This is a genomic window from Vibrio gazogenes, assembly GCF_023920225.1.
GTDB classification, from domain to species: domain Bacteria; phylum Pseudomonadota; class Gammaproteobacteria; order Enterobacterales; family Vibrionaceae; genus Vibrio; species Vibrio gazogenes.
The window spans coordinates 273981-295371 of record NZ_CP092588.1 but is presented as its reverse complement, the minus strand read 5'-3'; the positions used below and the strand labels follow the sequence as shown (position 1 = coordinate 295371).

Sequence of the window (21391 nt, the reverse complement as noted above, 5' to 3'; positions counted from 1 at the left end):
GCATTCAGCTTGCAAAACAAGTTGATTATGAGGTCCGTGAGAGCCAGTTCTATGAGAAAAATGAAGTCACTACGAAGAGCGGGTAAAAAGGCGATGTCCGCTTATCCATATCACCGCGAGGGTTAATCCGGCGAGAAAACCGATGAGACTCTGCCCGATGAGACGACCGACTGAATGCATCAGAGAGATATCCGGTATCCAATGGACGAATGACTCAATACCATGATGCAGTAACATCACCTGATGGGTAATAATACTGCCACCGACCAGAAACATCGCCAGCGTACCGACCACAGTCAGAAGTTTCATAAACCGTGGGGCGGCGTGAATCAGCATCTGCCCTATCACATGAAAAATGCCCCGGCTGTGGGAACGTCGTTCGAGATAGAATCCGAGATCATCAAGTTTGACAATCCCGGCAACTAAGCCATACACACCCGCCGTCATCAATACCGCGACAAACCCCATCACTAAGATTTGATCAAGGGCTGACTGTCCCTGCACCGTCCCCAGCGCAATCACAATGATCTCTGCTGACAAAATAAAGTCAGTGCGGATCGCCCCGGCGACTTTGCACTTTTCATATGCTTCGAGAGACAACGAGCTCTCGTCTTCTTCCTGTTGTGCTTGTTCAGCATCCTGATGCGGTGAGTGACTATATTTTTCAATCACCTTCTCCGCCCCTTCAAAACAGAGATATAACCCACCGAGCAACAACAATGGCATGATTAACCACGGAGCGACTTGGCTTAACCCCCACGCAATCGGGACGAGAATCACTTTATTGCGCAGCGAGCCTTTCGCAACGGCCCACACTACGGGAATTTCACGCTCAGCCGCCACACCGGAGACCTGCTGCGCATTCAGCGCCAGATCGTCCCCCAGCACCCCAGCCGTTTTTTTGGCAGCGACTTTAGACATCACCGCAATATCGTCGAGCAGGGTCGCGATATCATCAAGAAGAGTAAGTAAGCTGACTCCGGCCATAAAGGTTCTCTCATTCGGTATTGTATTGAAACAATGTATTGAAAAAATGCATTAAAAAACTGTATTGAAATGCAGCACTCATCATGACCCGATCCGCGCCGTAAGACAAGCACATCAATCCAGTACTACATCACGACAAACACCATGGAAAAATCAGGTAATGACGCGTGAATACTCACTCATCAAGGGCGAGGAAACGGTGCTTATACTGTTCTGGTGTCACACCTGCATATTTTTTAAACATACTGATAAACGGGCTGGCCTGACGATAACCCAGAGTGTATGCCACCTCTTTGACTGAGCAGCCACGACGCAGCAACTCCATCGAATGCAGGTAGCGAACCCGCATCCGCCACTCTGTGAAACTCATCCCTAGTTCACTCTGACAACAGCGTGCCAGTGTCCGTTCCGTGGTGTGTACCCGCTCTGCCCAGATTTTTAAACTGGTATCATCGGCGGGATTGTCTTCAACCGCAGCCAAGATGGATAAGAGATATTTATGGGTTGATGAAGGCAAAAAGTGCAGTTCGGTCTCCTGAGCGGACAGTTGATCGAGCAAAACATCAACCAATCGCTGATCCGCCTCGCTCTGCGGTACGCTCACTTGCCGCTGGCGAAAATCTTCAATAATCGCCTGCACAATCGGTGTGATTTTCAGTAAGCTGGTCTGCTGCGGAAATGCCGGGGTCAGGGACTGATCGATATTGAGGGAACAGTAGTCGAGCGGCTTGCGATTATAGCTACGATGCACAACACCAGCCGGTACCCAAATTGCCAAATGCGGGGGTGCAAGAAAGCGAGTTTCCTCGGCTTCCATTTCTAAAATGCCGCCGGAAATCAGTTGCACCTGCCCCCAAGGATGACTGTGAATGCGTGTTTCCGTATTCGAAACAAACGCTTCGAAATTCATAAAAACATCTGAAGGTGCCTGTTTCACAGCAAACTGAGGATGAAGCCGCCAAGTCGATTTGTTTTTTCTCATCAGCACCTCATCATCGATTGATTTTCACGCCATCATTCTTGTTTGTTTTTGTTTGGGAATGCATTCACCAATGCATGGCATCAGCAATTGTCAGTATCCGCTGCGATGATTTCCCAGCTATGACGCATTTCCACGCCTTGTCCGAGCATCAGACAAACGGAGCAATATTTTTCCAGTGAATCTGTGGTCACTTTGCTGACAATCGCCGGATCCAATGCTTCACCGGAAACTTGAAAATGGATATGGATCTGAGTAAACAGACGCGGCGCTGTGTCACGACGCTCCGTGGTTAACTTCGCTCGGCAGTCGGTGACTCGCTGTCCTGCGGATTTCAGCCCGTCGACAACATCGACAGAGCTACAGCTTCCGGCAGCCATCAGCACCATTTCCATCGGACTCGGCGCCGTTTTACCGCCGCTGCCATCCATAACAATCGAATGACCCGACGCGGACTGACCTATAAATTTCAATCCATCAACCCAAGTAACCTCAGCTTGCATATGCTTAACCTTTATCTATTGAAAAACGCAGCTTATCCTACACGCCGTTAACTGGAATGCAAATAGAAAACCCCATCAAGCAAAGCTTGATGGGGTTTCTGTTCGTACTCGCAGCAATCCAGCTACTCAATGTGCTCCCTGCATCTATTCCCTGATAGTCTGCTGAGTCCTTCAGCGCATTCCATTACATCGCCATCTTGGCGGGTGTCCCTTTGCGATCCATGCCGATGAGTCGTCCTGAACCATCGAATCTTCTTCCTGAAGATGACCAATCCTTGGGCCTTTCCTGTTCTTGTCAGTATCCTACCGACAGTTTCAGAATACGCGAATTCGATTTCCGTGCAAATCATCGGGTCGAAAATTATCCCACTGACGAACTTCACAAAAATATAAAATTACAATATTATCATTCAGTTAAAATAATAACATACATATAACACTGACAAACAAACAGCCATTTCTCACATCCCACGTAAGAGATCTCTTACAAAAAATATCCTAAAAATCTCCCCGGTTCCCTCCGCACCGGATTCAATATAAACTGCGTGATATAAATAGGCGAAAATAACATAGGGTTATCACACATGATGTCAAAATGGGTTCACCGCTTCTATCAGATGGCCGAACTGGTCTCGTCCTGGAGTAAAGATCCTTCCACTCAGGTTGGTGCCGTAATTACCAAACAGAACCGCATCGTCTCCGTCGGATTCAATGGCTATCCGCATGGCATCTCCGATAGTGTCGATATCGATGATCGGGATATGAAATACCTGAAAACCCTGCACGCGGAAGAAAATGCAATCCTCTTCGCCAAACGTGACTTGGATGGCTGCGACATTTATGTCACGCACTTTCCCTGTCCCAATTGTGCCGCCAAAATTATCCAGACCGGAATCACTACCGTATACTGTCCTGAACAGAGCCAAGACTTTCTCTCCCGCTGGGGGGATAAAATTCAAGTCAGTCAGGATATGTTCGATCAAGCCAATGTCGGTGTCTACTGGATACCGCTCAGCGAGCTGAACAACCGCACGGATAGCAATACTCGTTAGTTCACGCTGCCGGCATACAAGAGCTCAGCCCATCAGTTTAGCGGAATGACGACACCTGAAACGAGTTAAGCATGTCGAGCAGCTGTTCCGCTTTATAAGGTTTGGGCAGGTATGCATCCATGCCTGCTTCATAACATTTGGTAATATCTTCATCGAGCACACTGGCCGTCAGTGCAATAATGGGGATGTGTCCACGTTGATTTTCAATTTCCCAGTGGCGAATTTTGCGCGTGGCAGTAAAACCATCCATCACGGGCATCATGCAATCCATCAATACCGCGGTATACTGCCCCCCCTGCGTTATCACATCCAATGCTTCCTGACCATTGTTGACCACGGTATATTCAAAATCGGCTTTATCGAGAAAGAAGCTGGCAATCTTCTGATTCATCAGATTATCTTCCACCACTAAGATTCGTTTTGTGAGCCGCTCGTCTGTCACCGTGCTTTTTGCCTGAGTGGGTTGATGAAGTCCCGGATGAGTTTCACGCAGTGCCGACTCCATGCGCCCTCCCAAGAACGGTAGAGTAATATTTGCATCGGCCAGGCTCACCAATGCCCGGTTTAAGAAGAGATGATGCTGACAAATGACAATTCTTACGGATGGAAAAAGCTGACGTAGTTTCTTAATCTCTTGGCTAGCGTTACGTGTCAGACATGGACAATACAAAATCGTATCTAATGAACGGTCAAGCTTTTGGCCGATGTCATCCAATGACTCGATTCGGTTCAATTCCCCACCGAGCCGTTGACACTCATGATGGATTTGCGCACTGTATACCGAACTGTTCGAAATCAGCAATGCCCGAAATGCAAACGGCTCAGGCTTCGGCTGCTCCGCTGGCAGCTTGAGTGGGAGTTTCACCTCAAAACAGCTTCCTTTGCCTTTAACCGACTCAACCGTTAACGCACCATTCATCAGCGTGAGTAACTGCTTACAGATCGGCAACCCTAATCCGGTACCGCCATAACGTCGCGTGATGCTGTCATCCTCTTGACTAAACGGCTCAAAGATTTGCTCTATTTTGTCTTCCTCAATGCCGATGCCGGTATCTTTGATGCGACAGATCAATGTTGAATCAGCCTCCTGAAACAGGATTTCTGTTCTGATCTTGCCTTCATGGGTAAACTTCACAGCATTGGACAGTAGATTCATTAAAATTTGTCTGAGACGAAATTCATCAGCAATCACAAGGGTCGGTAATTTCGGACCCAGTGAGACTTGCAACTCGTTAAATTGGGCAACCGCCTTGGAATTCAGCATATTGACTGCGTCATAAACGAGCTCTCTGATATTGAACGAGTGCGGTGAAATCGCCAGTCGACCGGATTCAATTTTAGACAGATCTAAAATATCATTGATGAGGATCAGCAACGTTTGCGAAGACACTTCAATATCTGCAATCACCTCTTTTTGGGGGGCGGTCAACTCATGCATCCTGAGCATTTCCGTTAAGCCGATGATCCCATTCAACGGAGTTCGAATTTCATGGGACATATTGGCAAGAAAGGCACTTTTTGCCCGATTGGCGGAAACTGCCTCTTCTTTGGCTCTAACCAGATGGATTTTCTGCTCAGTTAATGTTTGCATTACATCGTTCATGCCGATCGCAAAACGGGCAAATTCGTCATACCCGTCAACGGGAATATTCTCCACATAGTTGGCCTGTGACTTTTCATTGATTTGTGCCATCGCATGTAAAATCCGGTTCAATCGGGTCGAAATACGATATGACGTACTAATACTCAGCAAAATCAAACCAGATAACGTCAGAATCACCAGCACAATCGCCGTATAGATAAACTGTTTATCATGATTCACCAGCGTCTCGATATTTTGTGATAACGTCTTGGCATAACCGAGCACAAGCTGATGCAATGCATCCTGCTTACGTTCAAGGCTGGTAATATATTGATTGAGAAGTTGTGGTTCAATCCGGTCATAAAGTACCTTGTCTCTCAAAACGCTGGCCTGTTGAAATTCCTGCTGAGACAAAAACTTGGTCATCTGATTCAATTGTGCATCGCTGGCACCGAAATTAATAAAATATTCTAAATAAGTCTGCTGTCTCGCAATAATTTCAAAATACTCTTGGCGCATAAAGGCATCGACCCGATGCTTATTTTGGATCTCATGCATCAGCCAAGTTTCTCGCTCAATCCAATATAGAAACCAGCTTAACTGACCAAACGTTGTTTCCATCTGGTAAATATGCGTGGGAGCTAAATAGCCCGATGGCTTCTGCAAAGCAACCATCATTTCATAGATTAAATCAAATCCCCACAATGACTGAGCCATCAAATCATCATCCTGAATATCGGACAGCCGTTCTGTCAGTTTTGACAGTTCATCGAGGTTGGAGACAATCACCGGTTGATCGCCGTAAGCCAGCACACCACCTTGATTTTGCTTGAGCGCAGCGGCAACGCTTTGCGTTGCCTGCTGAAACCGTAACAATTGATCAGATTCAACCCCACCGGTTGTCTGCCGGAGATCCAACAACTGATAAAATTGATCGGACAGTGTAGAAATTTTCTCTAAAATTGAAATGCGAAATATCGTATTCGCGTATCCATTCATTCGATTCTCGACCTGCATGAACCACTGATACGCACCCCAACTGATAATGATGACTGGTACAATACATAGCACAATCAGTCGGTTTTTTATCGATAAACATTTGAGTACCGACATAATTTCTTCCTTGAAACTTTACGAAGCTAGCCTACTTTTTAAATATAGACGTTATAAAATGACTTGCCCGAACTTAATCTCGATGCAATGGAGAACTGTATTTGCGTATTGTTGGTACTTGGTGGATGCTTTGTATGTTGTTATTCAGTACACCTTGTATTGCAGAGCAATTCGCGGTTATTACCAAGGCGAATACGCTCCCGTTATTAACCGATGCTCAAGTCAAAATGCTCTACCGAGGGCGGCTGACCCATATTAACGGCACTCATGTTCAATTGGCTGACTTGCCTGCTAACTCGACGATCAGAACACATTTCTACCATCGCTTGTTGGGGAAATCCCCGACCCAGATGCAGGCGATTCGGGCCAGACAAAGTTTTTCCGGCAAATTTATCCCCCCTTATGAACTATACAATGAAGATATGAACACCATCAGTCAGTGGTTGGATGAACACCCAAATGGCATTGTCTATATTCCTCAAGATTGGCTTTCAGATCAGGTTCGTATTCTTTATCGTTTGGGTGACGAGGACTCGCTATGAAGCATTGGATACTATTTATCTCAGTCTGGATGGTCACACTCCAAATCGGTGCACAACAGTACGAATTTAATGACGCCATTCGTCTCAGCGGCTTCGGCACGTTCAGTCTCAGCCGTTCTGACAGCGAGGTCCCTGTTTTTACTTACCGGAATATCGATGATCAATGGTGTGCCGACTGTGACAGTACACTCGGCCTGCAACTCGACTGGGTCATCAATGATCAGTTTCGGAGTTCGGTTCAGGTCGTCAAACGGCCTCAAGACGATTATTCAGCCCCAGAACTAGAATGGGCTTATCTGGCTTATACGCAAGGCAATTCAACCCTGAAACTCGGCCGACTCAGAATCCCGATGTTCTTATTGTCGGAATATTATTATGTCTCGGCCGCCTATCCGTGGATTCGTCCGCCCCATGATATATACGACAGTTTTGCCGGGGTAACTCATTACAATGGGGTGGCATATGAGTGGCAATATTGGCCGACGGAGCAATTACAACTCAAAATCTCCCCTTATATTGCCGCAGCAGAAGAAAATGATTATCAATTTTTCGGCAAACCTTTCACGCTCGATAGTGACGGCGCTTATGGTTTGACTGTGGATCTGTTGCAGGACGATCATCAACTCCACCTGTCCTATTTGTCGGTGGACTCGGATCAGAAACAGAACGGGAACACGGTTTTTCATTATGACATGGATATGTTGTCAGTCGGATTCAACTATTTATATCAAGGCTACAATATTGCGCTGGAAACGCTGTATGACTCGGGGCTCTTCGCAGACTGGTACATCGGTATTTCCCGGGATATGGGCAATTGGCTCCCTTATGTGCAGTACGGGCAGTTGCGCGGCCATGCGAACCAAACTTATCTGCTTGGGGTACGTTATCCGCTCACGCCACGGGTAGTGATCAATGCGGAATGGGAATATATTCGCAGCCCGCAGATCCCCCTCAGTGGACATTTTACTCAGGTACAAACGGCACCGATTGAGAATGACAGCCATATTTTCACTCTGGCACTGTCATTCACATTTTAATACGGTGTTGAGGTGACTAACGCGGCCGTCAAGCAACGAATCCGCGTCTCTAACCAGCGCTGATGCTGCGAATCAATGTGAGTGTTTAATCAACTCTCATTTCTAATCAAACCGTTATATCAAACCGTCATAGTGACACTTTTAGGTTCGAACGGACCCGGCTTGAACAGGCGAGCACATAGCCTGATCGAATCTCTTCTTCGCTCAGTGTCTCTTGGCTGGAAAACTCAACCTGCCCCTGTTCAACCCGGCATTTACATGATCCACAGATACCACTGCGACAGGCAGCAATCACCGATACACCTGCCGATTCCAAAACGTCTAACAAGCCATCTCCTGCCTGAGCTTCAACCGCTACGCCAAAACCGGGCACTGCTACCGTCACCGACGCGTCACCGGATTGAGGATCAGACGGAGGTGAGTCCATTCCCATCGCGGCAGCACTGAACCGTTCCTGATAACAGTCCGCCATCTGAAATCCAATCTGATCGAGATAAGTGGTGACATCTTGCATAAAGCGTTCGGGCCCACACAGATAGACTGTTCTTTCAAGGATATCCGGGCACAGTTTCAGCAAATAATCTTGATCGAACCGCCCTTGCATATGCTCGCTATCGCCGGCTTGTTTGAGCAATAACTTCAAATGAAATGATGGATGAACCGTATTCAGATGTAACAGCTCTTCATAGTAAATGGTATGGCGCACATCACGGGCGATATGAATAAAGACGATATCGACGCCCTCGCGTGCAAGCCAATCCGCAGCCATCGACATCACTGGCGTAATGCCAAATCATGCAGCAAGGATGGTATTCAGATCATTATCGACAGTTGTAATACTGCGCATATCGAATTCGCTTTGCAAAATCGCCATCAAATTCGGCGTCAGGAATGCCGGTGCAGACGGGCCGGTATAAATCCCTTTCACACCCAAGGCCAACAGTGTCAACAAAATCACAATGGCTTTTTGTTCGAACCAAGACAACACCAATGTTAACGGTAAATCATTCACACCACAGTCGAACTCATTCGCCAGTGCCAACGCAAGTTGAATCGCGGAATAGGCGTCGTTACATTGGCCGACATCCAATAACCGTGGGATCCCGTTAATATCGCCGAAGTCATTTTTGTTGAAACGGTATTTACCGCATGCGAGCGTCAGGATCACACTATCTTGCGGGGCTTTCTCGGTAAACTCGGTATAGTAACTTCTTTCGGCTTTATCACCGTCACACCCGCCGACCAGGAAGAAGTGTTTGATATTGCCCTGTTTGATTTGATCAATCACCGCCGGGGCAGCTTGCATCAACGCATTGCGACCAAATCCAATCGTAATGAAATGTTCGATTTCATCATGACGGAAACCGTCTTGACCAAGGGCGCACGCAATCACATCACTAAAATCATCCCCTTCAATATGCTGAACACCCGGCCAGCCGACAATACTGCGGGTAAAGATCCGATCCGCATACTGACCGACATTCGGATTCAACAAGCAGTTAGAGGTCATGACAATCGCACCGGGGAAGTTGGCAAATTCTTTCTGTTGATTCTGCCACGCACTGCCATAGTTACCGACCAAATGCGGGTATTTTTTCAGTTCCGGGTAGGCATGGGCGGGCAACATTTCACCATTGGTATAAACGTTGATCCCCAATCCTTCAGTCTGTTGAAGGATTTTTTCCAGATCATGCAAGTCATGCCCGGAGACTAAAATACATTTCCCCTTCACCGTTTTCACATTAACGGTTGTTGGCTCCGGATGACCAAAGGTGTCGGTTTCCCCTTTATCGAGCATTTCCATGATCTTAAAGTTCATCAGACCGATTTCCATTGAGGTATCGAGCAAAGATTTTGCCTCTTCCGGATCACTTCCCAACCAAGACATAATCTTGTGATATTGCGCGAACATCTCTGCATCCGTCTGACCCAGAACACGGGCATGTTCCAGATAGGCCGCTGCCCCTTTCAAACCGTACAGACACAAAAGTCTTAAACCGATAATATCTTCGTGTAATGTGTTCTGACCGCGATTCACGGCGGCATCGGGGGCCAACGACAACAATGCGTCACGGCTTTCCGGCAAATCAACCAGTGCCGCGGTGTAAGGGGTTGGGAGTTCAATATTGTGCAATACCGCTGCGGCTCGGACCCGTTCAGCCAGAGAACGACGATACTGATTCGATTCAATTGCCAGCTCGACAATGCGCTCCGGATCAAAATTCACATTGGTTAAGGTTGAGAAAAATGCTCTCGGTGCCCATTGGTCAATGACCGGGTCAATCACCCCACAACGCCGACCGAGATCTGCCCAGAAAGAGACCCCCTGAAGTGAATAGACCAAGACATCTTGAAGATCAGATACTTCAGCAGTTTTACCACACATGCCCTGAGCATAGGCACAACCTTTTCCTACCGGGGTTTGAATCGTCTGTTCACATTGAATACAAAACATAGGCTTGCTCCAGATATTGTTGTATAAATTCATTTTCATTCCGGAGCTTAAATGGCATAAACCATGCCATCTAAAAATTATATAATTTTCATTGATTTAAAATAACAACCTTACAATATGTAAGTCATTTTAACACGCTCATTTCGTTCATAAAGACACATTCGAGTCAAAATGACACTTATTAAAAATTGATTTAAATCAAATATTTACGACAATTCGACAAGCCAGTGCAATCAAAACCACACCGGAGATCCGATCAATCAGTACCGCTTTACGCTTTAAACGGGTCAAAACAGCCGCACTGGAAAACAATAACGTGAGTAAGGTATACCACAACCCATCAACGATCAGGGGAGTCATCACCACAATCGTGCGGCTTGTGACGTCATGACTCAGGGTGATGAACTGGCTGAATAACGCAGTAAAAAATAGGGCAATTTTCGGATTCAATATTGAAATCATCAGCCCCTCTTTGGCGGATTGCCATACCGAAATACGCATTCCGGTCGCGACATTTGTAGCCACGCCGCCCTGAGAGCGCAACGCTTTCCAGCCCAGATAAGCCAGATAAACCGCCCCCACCAGACTAATCGCCTGAAACAACCACTGCGCTTTTTGTAAAACAATAGAAAGACCAATGATCGTCAAGAAAGCATACGTCCCGATCCCCAATGCATGGGCCCACGCGGTGGCAATACCGTTCAGCCGCCCCCCGGCCAGCGTGTGCTTGGTCACCATTGCCAGACTCGGCCCCGGTGACATCGCTCCCAGTAAGCAAATCGTAAATAGTGATAACCACGCTGAAAATGCCATATGTGATGAATCCTTAATAAATCAATATTGAACCGTCCATTGGGTTTTAATCTATCACGTCGTTTGACACCCGAATACCGCCCTTATCAACTTGAGACGACTTACGTGATCAGAATGATGCTTCAACGCACCGTTGCCGCACCCGATCGATATACGGATAGAGAAAAGCGAAACGTCCGACATAAAACAGCGTAAATGCCAGCCACAACCCCTGATTTCCCCAGACATCAATCGTGAGATAAATCGCCAGCAGAAAAACCAACAGGGCCATAAAGGTTGAATTTCTGACCGGTCGGGTGGTGCCGCTCCCGGTAAAAATACCGTAGACAGTCAGGCCAAACCCGGCCACTAATGGAAAAGCAATCAGCCATGCGCTGACCTGATGGTACTGCTCAACAACGCTGGGAATTTGGGTAAACAGTAACACCTGTTGGCGATGCGAGATCACCATCACCACCGCCAGTAACACAACCAGCCAGCTCGTCCACTGAAAATTCATTTTGAGCACATGTTTGAAGAGATCCAATGATTTTTCGCCGACCGATTTGCCACTGAACACACTTGAGGCATTGGCAATGCCCTCAAACATATAGCTCATCAGAAAAGTCATTTGCATCATAATTGCATTGGCGGCTAATGTATCAGCCCCCAAAGCCGAGCCGAAGCGCGCCATACAATTAAACATCACCAGCAAACAGACCGTTCGCAACATCAGATCCGTATTGGCAGAGATAATGGTTTTGAGCTCCTGCCCCCCCATTTTCGCCAAACCAAGGTAAGGGACAAATGAGAACCCCGCCGCCCGCCGCACCAAATAAAGACCAATCACAAACGTAGCAACCTGCGCGGCCAGTGTTGCAATCGCCACCCCGGCAACGCCCATATTCAAGCCGACGACGAACAAAATATCCAATACGATATTCAGCACATTGCCGAAGATTTGAGTCACCAGTGTCTCTTTCACTTTAGCCTGCCCCATCAACCAGCCAATCAAGGTATAGTTGAGCAGTACAAATGGCGCGCCCCAAATGAGGATGAAAAAGTATTGCTTGGTCTGCGCTGCGACATCCGGTTCCGGCTGAATGATCCACTCTGCACCACGCCAAATCAGGCCCTGAGCCAGAATAAACATCACCCCGACGATTGCCGCCATCACAAAAGGATGGAGTAAACTGCGAGCCTTCGCTTGCTCACTGTTTTTGCCTAACGCAATCGCACTCTGCCCTGTGGTACTGACTCGGAAAAACCCGAACAGCCAGTACAGGGTGTTCATAATCACCGTCCCGACCGCCACACCACCAATCAGCGCTGCCGACCCAAGCTGACCGATAACCGCGGTATCCACCGCCCCCAGTAACGGCTGCGTCAATGTTGAAATAACAAAAGGAATCGCAATCTTTAAATAATCTTTATGAGTCAGAGAGGTGGTCATTTTTCGTATCGACATCCAAGGTGTTTCAATCATCAGTTATTTTGAGCCAGTGCCGCAATATGACCGATCAAAGCGGAATCGTAAAGTCTCTTATTGCGATTTAATATTTTGGGGCTGGGAGAGGTAAACAATCTCTGCTCACAAGGCAACGCTGACAGTTAGGCGCGCCAACGTCAAACCGACCAAGCGCGCCGAGTTTTTCATATCAAAACCACACACCTCCGATAGAGAGGTATGCGCCACTTTCCCACTTCACATGTCCAGTAAAACCCAGAATATTGAGATAAAAGTTAAGTGAATGCTCCAAATCACTGACTGCGAGCGTGATATGATTTAATCCTGAAATCAACGTATTACTCCATTCAAATTAACGTATTTTTATACTCGTTTATATACGTGTTATTTAGCATGTACGAAAGCAAAATCATTCAGCTCTGACACGGTTTTGATGATGTAGACATCTTTGCTTCCAGAGTACGCCATTAACTTAGACAAAAAATCATCATTCCAGAACCTAGGGCATAACTTCAAAGTCTTATAGCTATTCAGAGAACCTTTTAATATGGAGCAGCCATCAGGCCAACCCTCAGGTTTTACAAATAACCCTTTCAGCAAGCGCTTGGTTACGAACCAGTAACTGACTGAGTATGGTAGGTCGATATAAACAAGAGTATCTGCCGCAGCTAAACGCTCATAAAAGGAATTGATGGGACCAAGGCCGTCAATGACCCATGAGTCTGAACGCAGTATCTCGTTGTAAGCAGCATCAAATTCTTCTCGCGCTACAAACTCACCATTTGGTTTGTAGACCATTGAATCGAGTTGGTGAAGCGGCAAACCGCTCGCTAACGCTAATGCTTTGCTTACTGTTGATTTTCCGCTACCCGGTTTTCCAAAAACGGCTACCTTTTTCATTTGAATCCCTCCAAGAGACCAGTTCCCAAAAGGTAGAAAAAGAAAACCCACCTTCTAGGGTGGGTCAGATTTATACAAAGTATACCAAAATCCCACCATTCCTAAGGAATGATGATAATTCGATTGTTAAGTTGAACTTGATTAGATTTCATACACCCACTTTTATATAAAGGCGCTCAGTTGTCAATTTGTCTTTGTATAAAGGTCAATCAACCACTAAGGCTAATGGGCAAAAACAATACCCTATGCACTCAATTTAACCAGCCGAAACCTCAAAAGCAAACCAAGCCAAAAATCGTGCGGTTTTCTGTCCCGTTGAGCCGATTGTTAGTTGCCGCTTCTCACACCCAGTGCTAACATTTGTACACACACCAAATCAGGAGCAAATCATGGACACTAGAATTCAATTTCGTGTTGATGAGGAAACAAAGCGTTTAGCCCAACAAATGGCTGAAAGCCAAGGTCGAACCTTAAGCGACGCTTGCCGTGAACTTACCGAACAACTCGCTGAGCAACAACGAAAAACGTTATCTCATGATGCATGGCTTACTGACCAAGTCAACCTAGCTTTTGAGAAGTTTGACTCAGGAAAAGCTGTTTTCACTGACCATAACGCTGCGAAATCTCGAATGACTGAACGTAAGGCTAAGATTCGCAACCGAGGCAAACTATGATTTTATGGGAGGAAGAATCTCTCAATGATCGCGAAAAGATCTTCGAGTTTCTTTACGATTTTAACCCAGACGCTGCCGAGAAAACCGATGAACTTATCGAGGCCAAAGTCGAAAACCTTTTGGAACAACCTCTTATGGGGGTACAGCGTGATGGCATTCGGGGACGACTTCTGAGCATTTCTGAGATATCAATGATCGTCTCGTACTGGGTTGAAGGTGATATCGTCCATGTTATGCGCGTACTACACCAAAAACAAAAATTCCCTGCTGAGTGATCACGAACACAGGACAGCGAACAAATAAGCTATATAGCCCTCCTAAATACCTGAGGCGCAAACCCCACACAGAGAATACAAGCACGAATTGCGTCCATATCAGCGCCTTTTTATGCCTTTTTACCTACACTTGGCTCTCCAATATTATCAATATCGACAAGATTCCACGGCATGTCTTTCTGACGATAAATACGTTTATTTAATTTTGGATAATCGGCCACACCATCGAGAATATAAACGCACTCATGAACCACTAAACAAAGAAAATCATTCAAGGAAGAATGATGAAGCTTTTTCGGGCAGGACACCCGTAAAAGCAGGTTCTGGACAACTCGCGCAGGACTTCACCCCGACCGGAACAGACCACCGGGTCATCTCATGTGATGAATGAGATTGTGGGTTAGCCTGACAGGCCCCGATGCTCAGCATCATAGATAATGACAAAAGTGCCGATGTGATGATTCGATTCATTGTCTTCTCACTTTTTAATCTCTGCCCTCTCCTTGCGAACGACGCCAAAATTTCGTTTGCAGCCGCATGGCGACCTTTCACCTTAACGCATATTGTGTACTATATTTTTAGTACAATTTATTGCACTCTCGCGACCTTTTTAGTGCTCTCCGGTACTTGATTGAATCACTCGCAACAAAAACTAACAAAACAAATCTGGCGTCAATCGTTAATTTTTCGTCATATTTAAGTACCGCATGCTCTCATCTACGAGTATAAGATATAGGATCATGACCATCTCTTTCTAAAAAATGTCATTGTGGGGACTCTCTATGGACGATAAACGTTCATCAGTCGATTAGGATATAGCGTCTCCTGACTATGTAATATGTGATAACTGAGGACTAAAAAACGAGTGATAGACAAAGTAATCCACGATTTTCTCATCATTTGGGCAACGATTGATCCCATTGGAACAATGGCCTTATTTGCGGGTATGACGGTCAAATTTTCAGCCAAAGAACGCAGAAAAACCGCATACAAGACTATTTTTTATGCCGCGCTCATCTTAATCGGTGCGATTATTGTCGGGCAGCTACTACTGGGTGCAATGGGCATCAGCCTGATTTCTTTTCAGGTCGCCGGAGGGGTTATTCTGTTCCTGTTCGGGCTACAAATGATCTTCTCTAATGATAATCAAGAAAAGGCAAGAGAACCGCTGCATGATATTGCGGTATTTCCACTCGCCATTCCCGCCACTGCGTCACCCGGTGCTATTTTGGCAGTGATCCTCATTACCGATAACAATGTTTATACGATTCAAGATCAGGCCATCACATCATTAACGATGCTTTCCGTTTTAACCGTTACACTGATATTACTCATTTTTTCAGGTGGGATTATCAGAATCATCGGCATTGGCGGCGCCTCTCTTCTCACCCGGATTATGGGGATGATTCTTGCTGCTCTATCGGTTGAATTTGTCATGGAAGCGATTGGTATCAGTAAATGGGTTGGGGCATAATCAGACGTTGAGTGTCAATTAAGAACAAGAACGTCAGGGAGGACGTATGAAGATCAGAGATAGTCATTTAAATGATTCCGCGGCTATCACCGCGATTTACAATCATTTTATTCGTGACACGACCATCACTTTTGAAGAGCAGCCCCTATCCGTCGATCAAATGTCTGCACGTCTGCAAAAAACATTAAGCACGGGCCTACCGTGGCTTGTCTTAGAAGTGGATGATGAGATCATGGGGTATGCTTATGCCAGTCCTTGGCATACCCGCTCTGCATATAGATTCACTGTAGAATTGACCATTTACTTAGCACCGACTGCAGCAGGAAATGGGTTCGGACGTAAGTTATATAGCGAGCTTCTAGAACGCTTGAAACAGCAAGGGATTAAAAACGTGATGGGAGTGATTGCCCTGCCAAATTTACCCAGTGTTCGGTTACATGAATCCTTGGGGTTCAAACCCGTTGGTGAATTTAACAACATCGGTTTCAAGTTTAATCGCTATATTTCAGTCGGCTATTGGCAGCTAGACATTGAAGCCAGTATGCAATAAAAGGACTGATGCGTGATAAAAGTCGAAAATCACACATATTTAATAATCAATTAAACACATAAAAACAAAAGGTAGACTATTTTCATATCAATACATGATATTTTTTAAGGTTTAAAGATATGAATCCATGGTTTACATATTGGTTAAAAAACATCTATTTACCATTCAGCGGCGCGGTTGAGCAAGATATAAACACCCGAACTAATTTTTTATCACCGCAAATCGAACTGAATTTTGCCGGCAATCAAGCGATTGAAAAAGAAGTGATCAGTCATGTTGCAAGTTACGGTACTCAGCTCAGTTTGCTGGCAAAGGTGGTTCTTGAGTTAAGTAAGAATAGTAAAAGTAAAGAAGTTGCAGAACTGACCAAACTTTTGAATAAGATTGAGACGGTGAAAAAAACGCACCAAGAAAATATGAGAAACACCGCAAAAGAAGCCTTGGATAAGCTTGCACAGCAAGATCCGGATGCATTGAAGCGTTTATTGGCACAATATACCCACTGAGATCTGACATGAGTTTGCTTTCCGACCCACCGACACATTTATATTCAGCAAACTGAGCGCTTATTTCGAAGGTAAATTGATATTAGGACATCATATTTCTGCGACTGGCGACTCGTTTAGTCACCAGTAAATGATCGGCTTGATAAGCGATGGATACCTTGGAAAACCATCTGATTCAAGATGCTCCAAGTAGCGTATTCATCGCTCTTTTAGTGCGGTAGGCTAACTATAATCCATTGTCTTCAATAACATTTTTGTACCATGAGAAACTTTTTTTCACTTTCCTTTCTAAAGTCCCATTGCCATCATTATCTTGATCTACGTAAATTAAACCGTATCGCTTCTCCATCTCTGAAGAAGAATAGCTAATCAGATCAATGATCCCCCACAATGTATATCCCATGAGTTCAACACCATCCAAAATCGCTTCGTGCATTTGTTCTATATGAGCGCGTAAGTATTGAATTCGATAGTCATCGATAATCGAGCCATCATCTTCAACTTTGTCATATGCACCCAATCCATTTTCCACAATAAAGAGTGGTTTCTGGTAGCGCGAATATAAATTATTGAGCGCGATTCTCAGACCAAGCGGATCAATTTGCCAACCCCATTCTGATACGGGCAAGTATGGGTTCTTGATTCCACCCATTGTATTACCACTGACGGTTTCCAAGCCTTCACTATCCGCACTTGTCACGAAAGAGTTGTAATAACTAAAAGAAATAAAATCTACAGTATTATGATAGAGTAACGCTTCATCACCTTCTTCTAGCTTTATTTTTATCCCTTTCTCATCAAAGTAGCGCTGAATATATTTAGGATAAGCACCTCTGACTTGAACATCGGTAAAGAAGTAATTGAATTGATTATTCCAATGTGCCGCGAACACATCATCAGGATTACAAGTATGTGGATAAGTAAGTAGGCTTGTTAACATACAGCCAATCTGTGCATCGGGTATGATTTTTTTACAATGTTTAACCGCAATTGCACTTGCAATAAATTGATGATGAAGACCATCATAGACAGCTTGTTCTACATTTTCAAATCGATGTGGAATAATACCACCACTACTGAATGGATGACGGACAATACTGTCAATCTCATTAAATGTAATCCAATATTTAACTTTTTCTTTGTAGCGTTCAAATAAAGTGACACATAAACGTTCGAAAAAACCAACAACCTGACGAGAAGACCATCCTCCATATTCATTCACTAAATGCATTGGCATTTCATAATGAGATAAGGTGACCACAGGGATAATATTCTGTTCAATTAATGTATCAATTAAACGGTCATAGTATTCTAAACCGGCTTCATTGGGCTGAGTTTCATCACCGTGAGGGTAAATTCGAGTCCATGCAATTGAAAAACGTAGTGCTTTAATTCCTAATTGTCCCATCAAGGTAATATCATCTTTATATCTATGATAAAAATCAATACCTCTACGTTTCGGATACTCATCAGTAGATAGTGACTCCATCGCAGCTTTAATTTGTTGTTCATCAACAGAATTGTGCTTTACGTAGTCACCCTTCGACAGATTCTTTTTATAAGTTGCTATATCTGCCGTTGATATTCCCTTACCGTCCAGATTCCAAGCCCCTTCGACCTGATTGGCTGCAATTGCGCCTCCCCACAAAAATCCATCGGGGAACTTTCTCATAACTTCGGACATTTTAGCTCCTTATTTATCTCTTACAATAACTCGATTAATATGAATAATTAAATACAGAAGCTCTTCATTGGGAATAGAGCGTTCAAATCGAGCTTTAACATAATCATTTATCGATAAAGCACACTCATATTCTTCATTGTACTTATGTATTGCACTCATTAGAAACTCATCATCATCACTCTTCAGCATTTTGTCTCCAACGAGTCTTTGGGCAAAAAATTGCAAATGATTTACAAAGCGAGAATAATTTACTGAGAACGTATCAAATTCAACATCAAATGTTATTTTGACAATATTTAAGATATTTTTCACAATGCTTGCTAACAGCATCACCTGATTCATATTTTGATCGACCTGCTGTGCATTAATCAGATGAAATGCGATATTGGATGCCTCTTCTTCAGGGAAATCCACATCCAGATATTGCTTAGCCAGTGTTAATGCATGTTTCCCTAAACTATATTCCATAGGATATAGTTTCTGTATTTCCCAATGCATCCGATTAGAAATAGGCATGTTTTGTTTCAGTCTCTTGGCTGCGAAATATAAGTGATCAATGAGTGAAACATAAACATGTTCATACAAAGATACTTTTAACACCGATTCAGTGTGCTCAACAATCTCACTCACCAAAGATAGATACTCTCCAGGAATATCTCTTAATAAGTCAATCACCTCTAATGTTACTGAGTCACTTTCTAGTATGTATGTTTTTTCAATATCATCAGGATTAATTCGGTCACCCGGTTTGCTTTTAAAACCGATGCCCTTTCCAAACACGATTACTTCTCGATTATCATTTCTTTTCACAAGAACAACACTTGTGTTTAAAATCTTTATAATCTTCATATTCATATCACCATATAATTATAATATTGTAAGCAATGGCTTACTTGGTTTTACGCTATTTGATTCTACACTCGAAATAACATCAAAATAATCGGATGAATTGGTAACAATCACCACACTAAATATATCCATATCATGTTCAATCGCTTTTTCAATATTAAATTCAATCAGTTTATCGCCAAGCTCTACATAATCACTCACATTGGCATATGAAAAAAATAAGTCTGAACTCGTTTGATCCTCATTCACACCTATACATATCATTAGCTCAACACCTTCAATTGAAGTTAAATTTATTGAGTGGTTACTTACAGATTTTGAAGTAACAATACCATCAAATGGTGCTCTGACAATTCCTTGAGAGGGTAATATACCGACACCTTTCCAGTTATTATTGTCTATCCAGTCATCATTTTTTACTTCATTCAATGAGCGTAACTCACCAAACATTGGTGAAAAGATAACTATCCGATTTGCTAATGTATTGGAATCTTTTATATCTCTATTATCTTCATCTCTGTTTTCTATATCATCAATATTCTTTTTCTCTATATCATCAGACTCACTGACTGCAGCAAGAAATCCTGTCTTCAAGTTCCATAGGTATATAGAGACAGATGTAACCAAAATAGAAGTAAATATGACTATCAATGAATATTGAAAATTAAATCCATCATCAATAAACATTGGTAAAGTGACTAATCCGGGGGCTAGATTTGCGTAAGCTTTAAGCCCAAGGATACCAGCAAGCAACCCAGAAGTTGCTGCACCGATCATACAACAGACGAATGCTTGTCTCATTTTCAAATGGACACTGTATAACGCCACTTCTGTAATACCAAATAAAGCGGCTATTCCTGCCGGCAATGCGATTTGCTTTAGCGATTTTCTTTGTGTGAATAACCAAACCGTTAAAGCACCAGCACCCTGAGCAACGTTTGATGCTAACATAGCGGTAAGAACCAAAGTATCATATCCCGTTTTAGTCATGGCTGATATCACTATAGGATAGAATATCTTGTGAATACCAAACATGACAAAAAATGGCATACATGCAGCAAGCAGTGCATTCGCAAACCATCCGAATTCTCTCTGCACAAAAACAGTGAAATTAGACAGCATACCTCCGATATGATTGCCAACAGGGCCTAAAATAGTCAATGAAATTGGGACAATGACAATTAAAATAACAACTGGTTTTAAAAATATTGCAACCATACTCGGTATCACATGATCACAAAGTCGTTCAACATAAGACATCATCCAAATGGTGAGTATGATAGGAATAATCGATGATGCATATTGGGTAGAAGAGAGATCTATCCCGGCAATTTCAATAACATTGGTCGTCAATAGTATTTTTAAAAGTTCTGGATAAACCAAAACACCTGCAATTGAGATAGATAAGAATGAATTTGTGTTAAATTTATATGAGCATGATAACGCAAGTAGTATAGGAAGAAAGTAATATATAGAATCAGAGATCAAATTTAATAGTTGATAAACATCATCGGATTTATCCATAAAGTGGATGCTAACAAAAAGCAACAATCCCGCCTTAATCATACCTGCACCGATAATCGCAGGAACGATGGGTTGGAATATACCAACCAGAGTTGACATCAACTTATTTAAGGTTCCTTTCAATAAAGAACCATCATTATTGAATTCAACTCTTGATTGATACGCAACCGGGATATCGTAAGTTCTTAATAATTCCTTATATATAACGTTAACATCATCGCCTATAATAATTTGAACCTGTCCTGCCCGATAAAACGCCTCAACCACTTTAGGAATTCTGTTTAACGCACTTATATCCACTTCTTCTAAATTATCAATATCAAATCTCAAACGAGTTGAGCAGTGATTTATCCCAAGGATATTATTCACCCCACCAATATATAATATAATCTCACGGATAAATTCACTGACTTTCATAATTCAACTTACCAAAGTGTTAATAAAT

At 43.8% G+C, this 21391-nt stretch carries 20 protein-coding genes and 1 pseudogene; 8 read left to right on the top strand and 13 right to left on the bottom strand.

The genetic code is table 11. The annotated features are described in order from the left end of the window. Nucleotides 1–69: 69 nt before the first annotated feature. The 3 genes from MKS89_RS16930 to MKS89_RS16920 all read right to left on the bottom strand — a co-directional run bounded on the left by MKS89_RS16930 (nt 70) and on the right by MKS89_RS16920 (nt 2469). A complete protein-coding gene (locus tag MKS89_RS16930; RefSeq protein ID WP_072954648.1) occupies nt 70–987 on the bottom strand; it encodes a DUF808 domain-containing protein in 918 nt (305 codons plus the stop codon). A 175-nt stretch (nt 988–1162) separates the two neighbouring features. After that, complete coding sequence (locus MKS89_RS16925; protein WP_072954645.1) at nt 1163–1969, bottom strand: AraC family transcriptional regulator; 807 nt, start codon at nt 1967–1969, stop codon at nt 1163–1165. A gap of 80 nt (nt 1970–2049) precedes the next feature. After that, nucleotides 2050–2469, bottom strand: coding sequence for an OsmC family protein (locus tag MKS89_RS16920; RefSeq protein WP_072954643.1), 420 nt, complete (start codon nt 2467–2469; stop codon nt 2050–2052). A gap of 584 nt (nt 2470–3053) precedes the next feature. Here MKS89_RS16920 and MKS89_RS16915 point away from each other — a divergent pair. Beyond that, nucleotides 3054–3521, top strand: a complete 468-nt coding sequence (locus MKS89_RS16915) for a dCMP deaminase family protein (protein WP_072954640.1) — start codon at nt 3054–3056, stop codon at nt 3519–3521. Between the two features lie 37 nt (nt 3522–3558). Here the strand turns inward: MKS89_RS16915 and MKS89_RS16910 are convergent, their stop codons facing one another. Beyond that, entirely contained in the window at nt 3559–6216 is a 2658-nt protein-coding gene (locus tag MKS89_RS16910) for a hybrid sensor histidine kinase/response regulator (RefSeq protein WP_072954637.1), read from the bottom strand. 101 nt (nt 6217–6317) lie between these two features. Between MKS89_RS16910 and MKS89_RS16905 the strand changes: the two genes are divergently transcribed. Together MKS89_RS16905 and MKS89_RS16900 are read left to right on the top strand one after the other, a co-directional pair. Next, nucleotides 6318–6758: a hypothetical protein gene (locus tag MKS89_RS16905; protein WP_131814838.1), complete on the top strand. Its 441-nt coding sequence runs from the start codon at nt 6318–6320 to the stop codon at nt 6756–6758. After that, on the top strand, nt 6755–7795 hold the full coding sequence (locus tag MKS89_RS16900) for a porin family protein (protein ID WP_072954632.1): 1041 nt from the start codon (nt 6755–6757) through the stop codon (nt 7793–7795). Before MKS89_RS16905 ends, MKS89_RS16900 begins: the two co-directional genes overlap by 4 nt. A 127-nt stretch (nt 7796–7922) precedes the next feature. Here MKS89_RS16900 and MKS89_RS16895 read toward each other — a convergent pair whose 3' ends face one another. From MKS89_RS16895 to MKS89_RS16870, 6 genes and pseudogenes are all read right to left on the bottom strand, one after another. Next, nucleotides 7923–8573 carry a 2Fe-2S iron-sulfur cluster-binding protein gene (locus MKS89_RS16895; RefSeq protein ID WP_131814836.1) on the bottom strand — a complete coding sequence of 217 codons (651 nt, stop codon included), beginning with the start codon at nt 8571–8573 and terminating at the stop codon, nt 7923–7925. A gap of 15 nt (nt 8574–8588) precedes the next feature. Next, the gene (hcp, locus tag MKS89_RS16890) at nt 8589–10250 is read right to left on the bottom strand and encodes a hydroxylamine reductase (protein WP_072954627.1); all 1662 of its coding nucleotides are present in this window, start codon (nt 10248–10250) and stop codon (nt 8589–8591) included. A 198-nt stretch (nt 10251–10448) separates the two neighbouring features. Further along, nucleotides 10449–11063: a LysE family translocator gene (locus MKS89_RS16885; RefSeq protein ID WP_072954624.1), complete on the bottom strand. Its 615-nt coding sequence runs from the start codon at nt 11061–11063 to the stop codon at nt 10449–10451. 109 nt (nt 11064–11172) lie between these two features. Beyond that, complete coding sequence (locus MKS89_RS16880; protein WP_235862461.1) at nt 11173–12510, bottom strand: MATE family efflux transporter; 1338 nt, start codon at nt 12508–12510, stop codon at nt 11173–11175. 193 nt (nt 12511–12703) lie between these two features. Further along, nucleotides 12704–12844 (bottom strand): annotated as a pseudogene (locus MKS89_RS16875) (VOC family protein); the annotation flags it as partial. Between the two features lie 50 nt (nt 12845–12894). Further along, complete coding sequence (locus MKS89_RS16870) at nt 12895–13410, bottom strand: P-loop NTPase family protein (RefSeq protein ID WP_072954622.1); 516 nt, start codon at nt 13408–13410, stop codon at nt 12895–12897. 389 nt (nt 13411–13799) lie between these two features. Between MKS89_RS16870 and MKS89_RS16865 the strand changes: the two genes are divergently transcribed. The 5 genes from MKS89_RS16865 to MKS89_RS16845 all read left to right on the top strand — a co-directional run bounded on the left by MKS89_RS16865 (nt 13800) and on the right by MKS89_RS16845 (nt 16889). Next, nucleotides 13800–14084: a type II toxin-antitoxin system TacA family antitoxin gene (locus MKS89_RS16865; protein WP_072954620.1), complete on the top strand. Its 285-nt coding sequence runs from the start codon at nt 13800–13802 to the stop codon at nt 14082–14084. Beyond that, entirely contained in the window at nt 14081–14359 is a 279-nt protein-coding gene (locus MKS89_RS16860) for a type II toxin-antitoxin system RelE/ParE family toxin (protein WP_072954617.1), read from the top strand. The genes MKS89_RS16865 and MKS89_RS16860 overlap by 4 nt, the downstream gene beginning before the upstream one ends. Before the next feature lie 865 nt (nt 14360–15224). Beyond that, a complete protein-coding gene (locus MKS89_RS16855) occupies nt 15225–15833 on the top strand; it encodes a MarC family protein (protein WP_072954612.1) in 609 nt (202 codons plus the stop codon). A gap of 46 nt (nt 15834–15879) precedes the next feature. Continuing rightward, on the top strand, nt 15880–16383 hold the full coding sequence (locus tag MKS89_RS16850) for a GNAT family N-acetyltransferase (protein WP_072954610.1): 504 nt from the start codon (nt 15880–15882) through the stop codon (nt 16381–16383). 119 nt (nt 16384–16502) lie between these two features. Then, on the top strand, nt 16503–16889 hold the full coding sequence (locus MKS89_RS16845; RefSeq protein ID WP_072954607.1) for a DUF5405 family protein: 387 nt from the start codon (nt 16503–16505) through the stop codon (nt 16887–16889). A 226-nt stretch (nt 16890–17115) separates the two neighbouring features. Here the strand turns inward: MKS89_RS16845 and MKS89_RS16840 are convergent, their stop codons facing one another. Genes MKS89_RS16840 through MKS89_RS16830 form a run of 3 tightly spaced genes read right to left on the bottom strand, consistent with a single transcriptional unit; the run spans nt 17116 to nt 21363 of the window. Continuing rightward, entirely contained in the window at nt 17116–18573 is a 1458-nt protein-coding gene (locus MKS89_RS16840; RefSeq protein WP_072954604.1) for a glycoside hydrolase family 1 protein, read from the bottom strand. Nucleotides 18574–18582: 9 nt separating this feature from the next. Continuing rightward, complete coding sequence (gene licT, locus MKS89_RS16835) at nt 18583–19422, bottom strand: BglG family transcription antiterminator LicT (RefSeq protein ID WP_072954602.1); 840 nt, start codon at nt 19420–19422, stop codon at nt 18583–18585. An 18-nt stretch (nt 19423–19440) separates the two neighbouring features. Further along, on the bottom strand, nt 19441–21363 hold the full coding sequence (locus MKS89_RS16830) for a PTS transporter subunit EIIC (RefSeq protein ID WP_072954600.1): 1923 nt from the start codon (nt 21361–21363) through the stop codon (nt 19441–19443). Between the last annotated feature and the right edge of the window lie 28 nt (nt 21364–21391).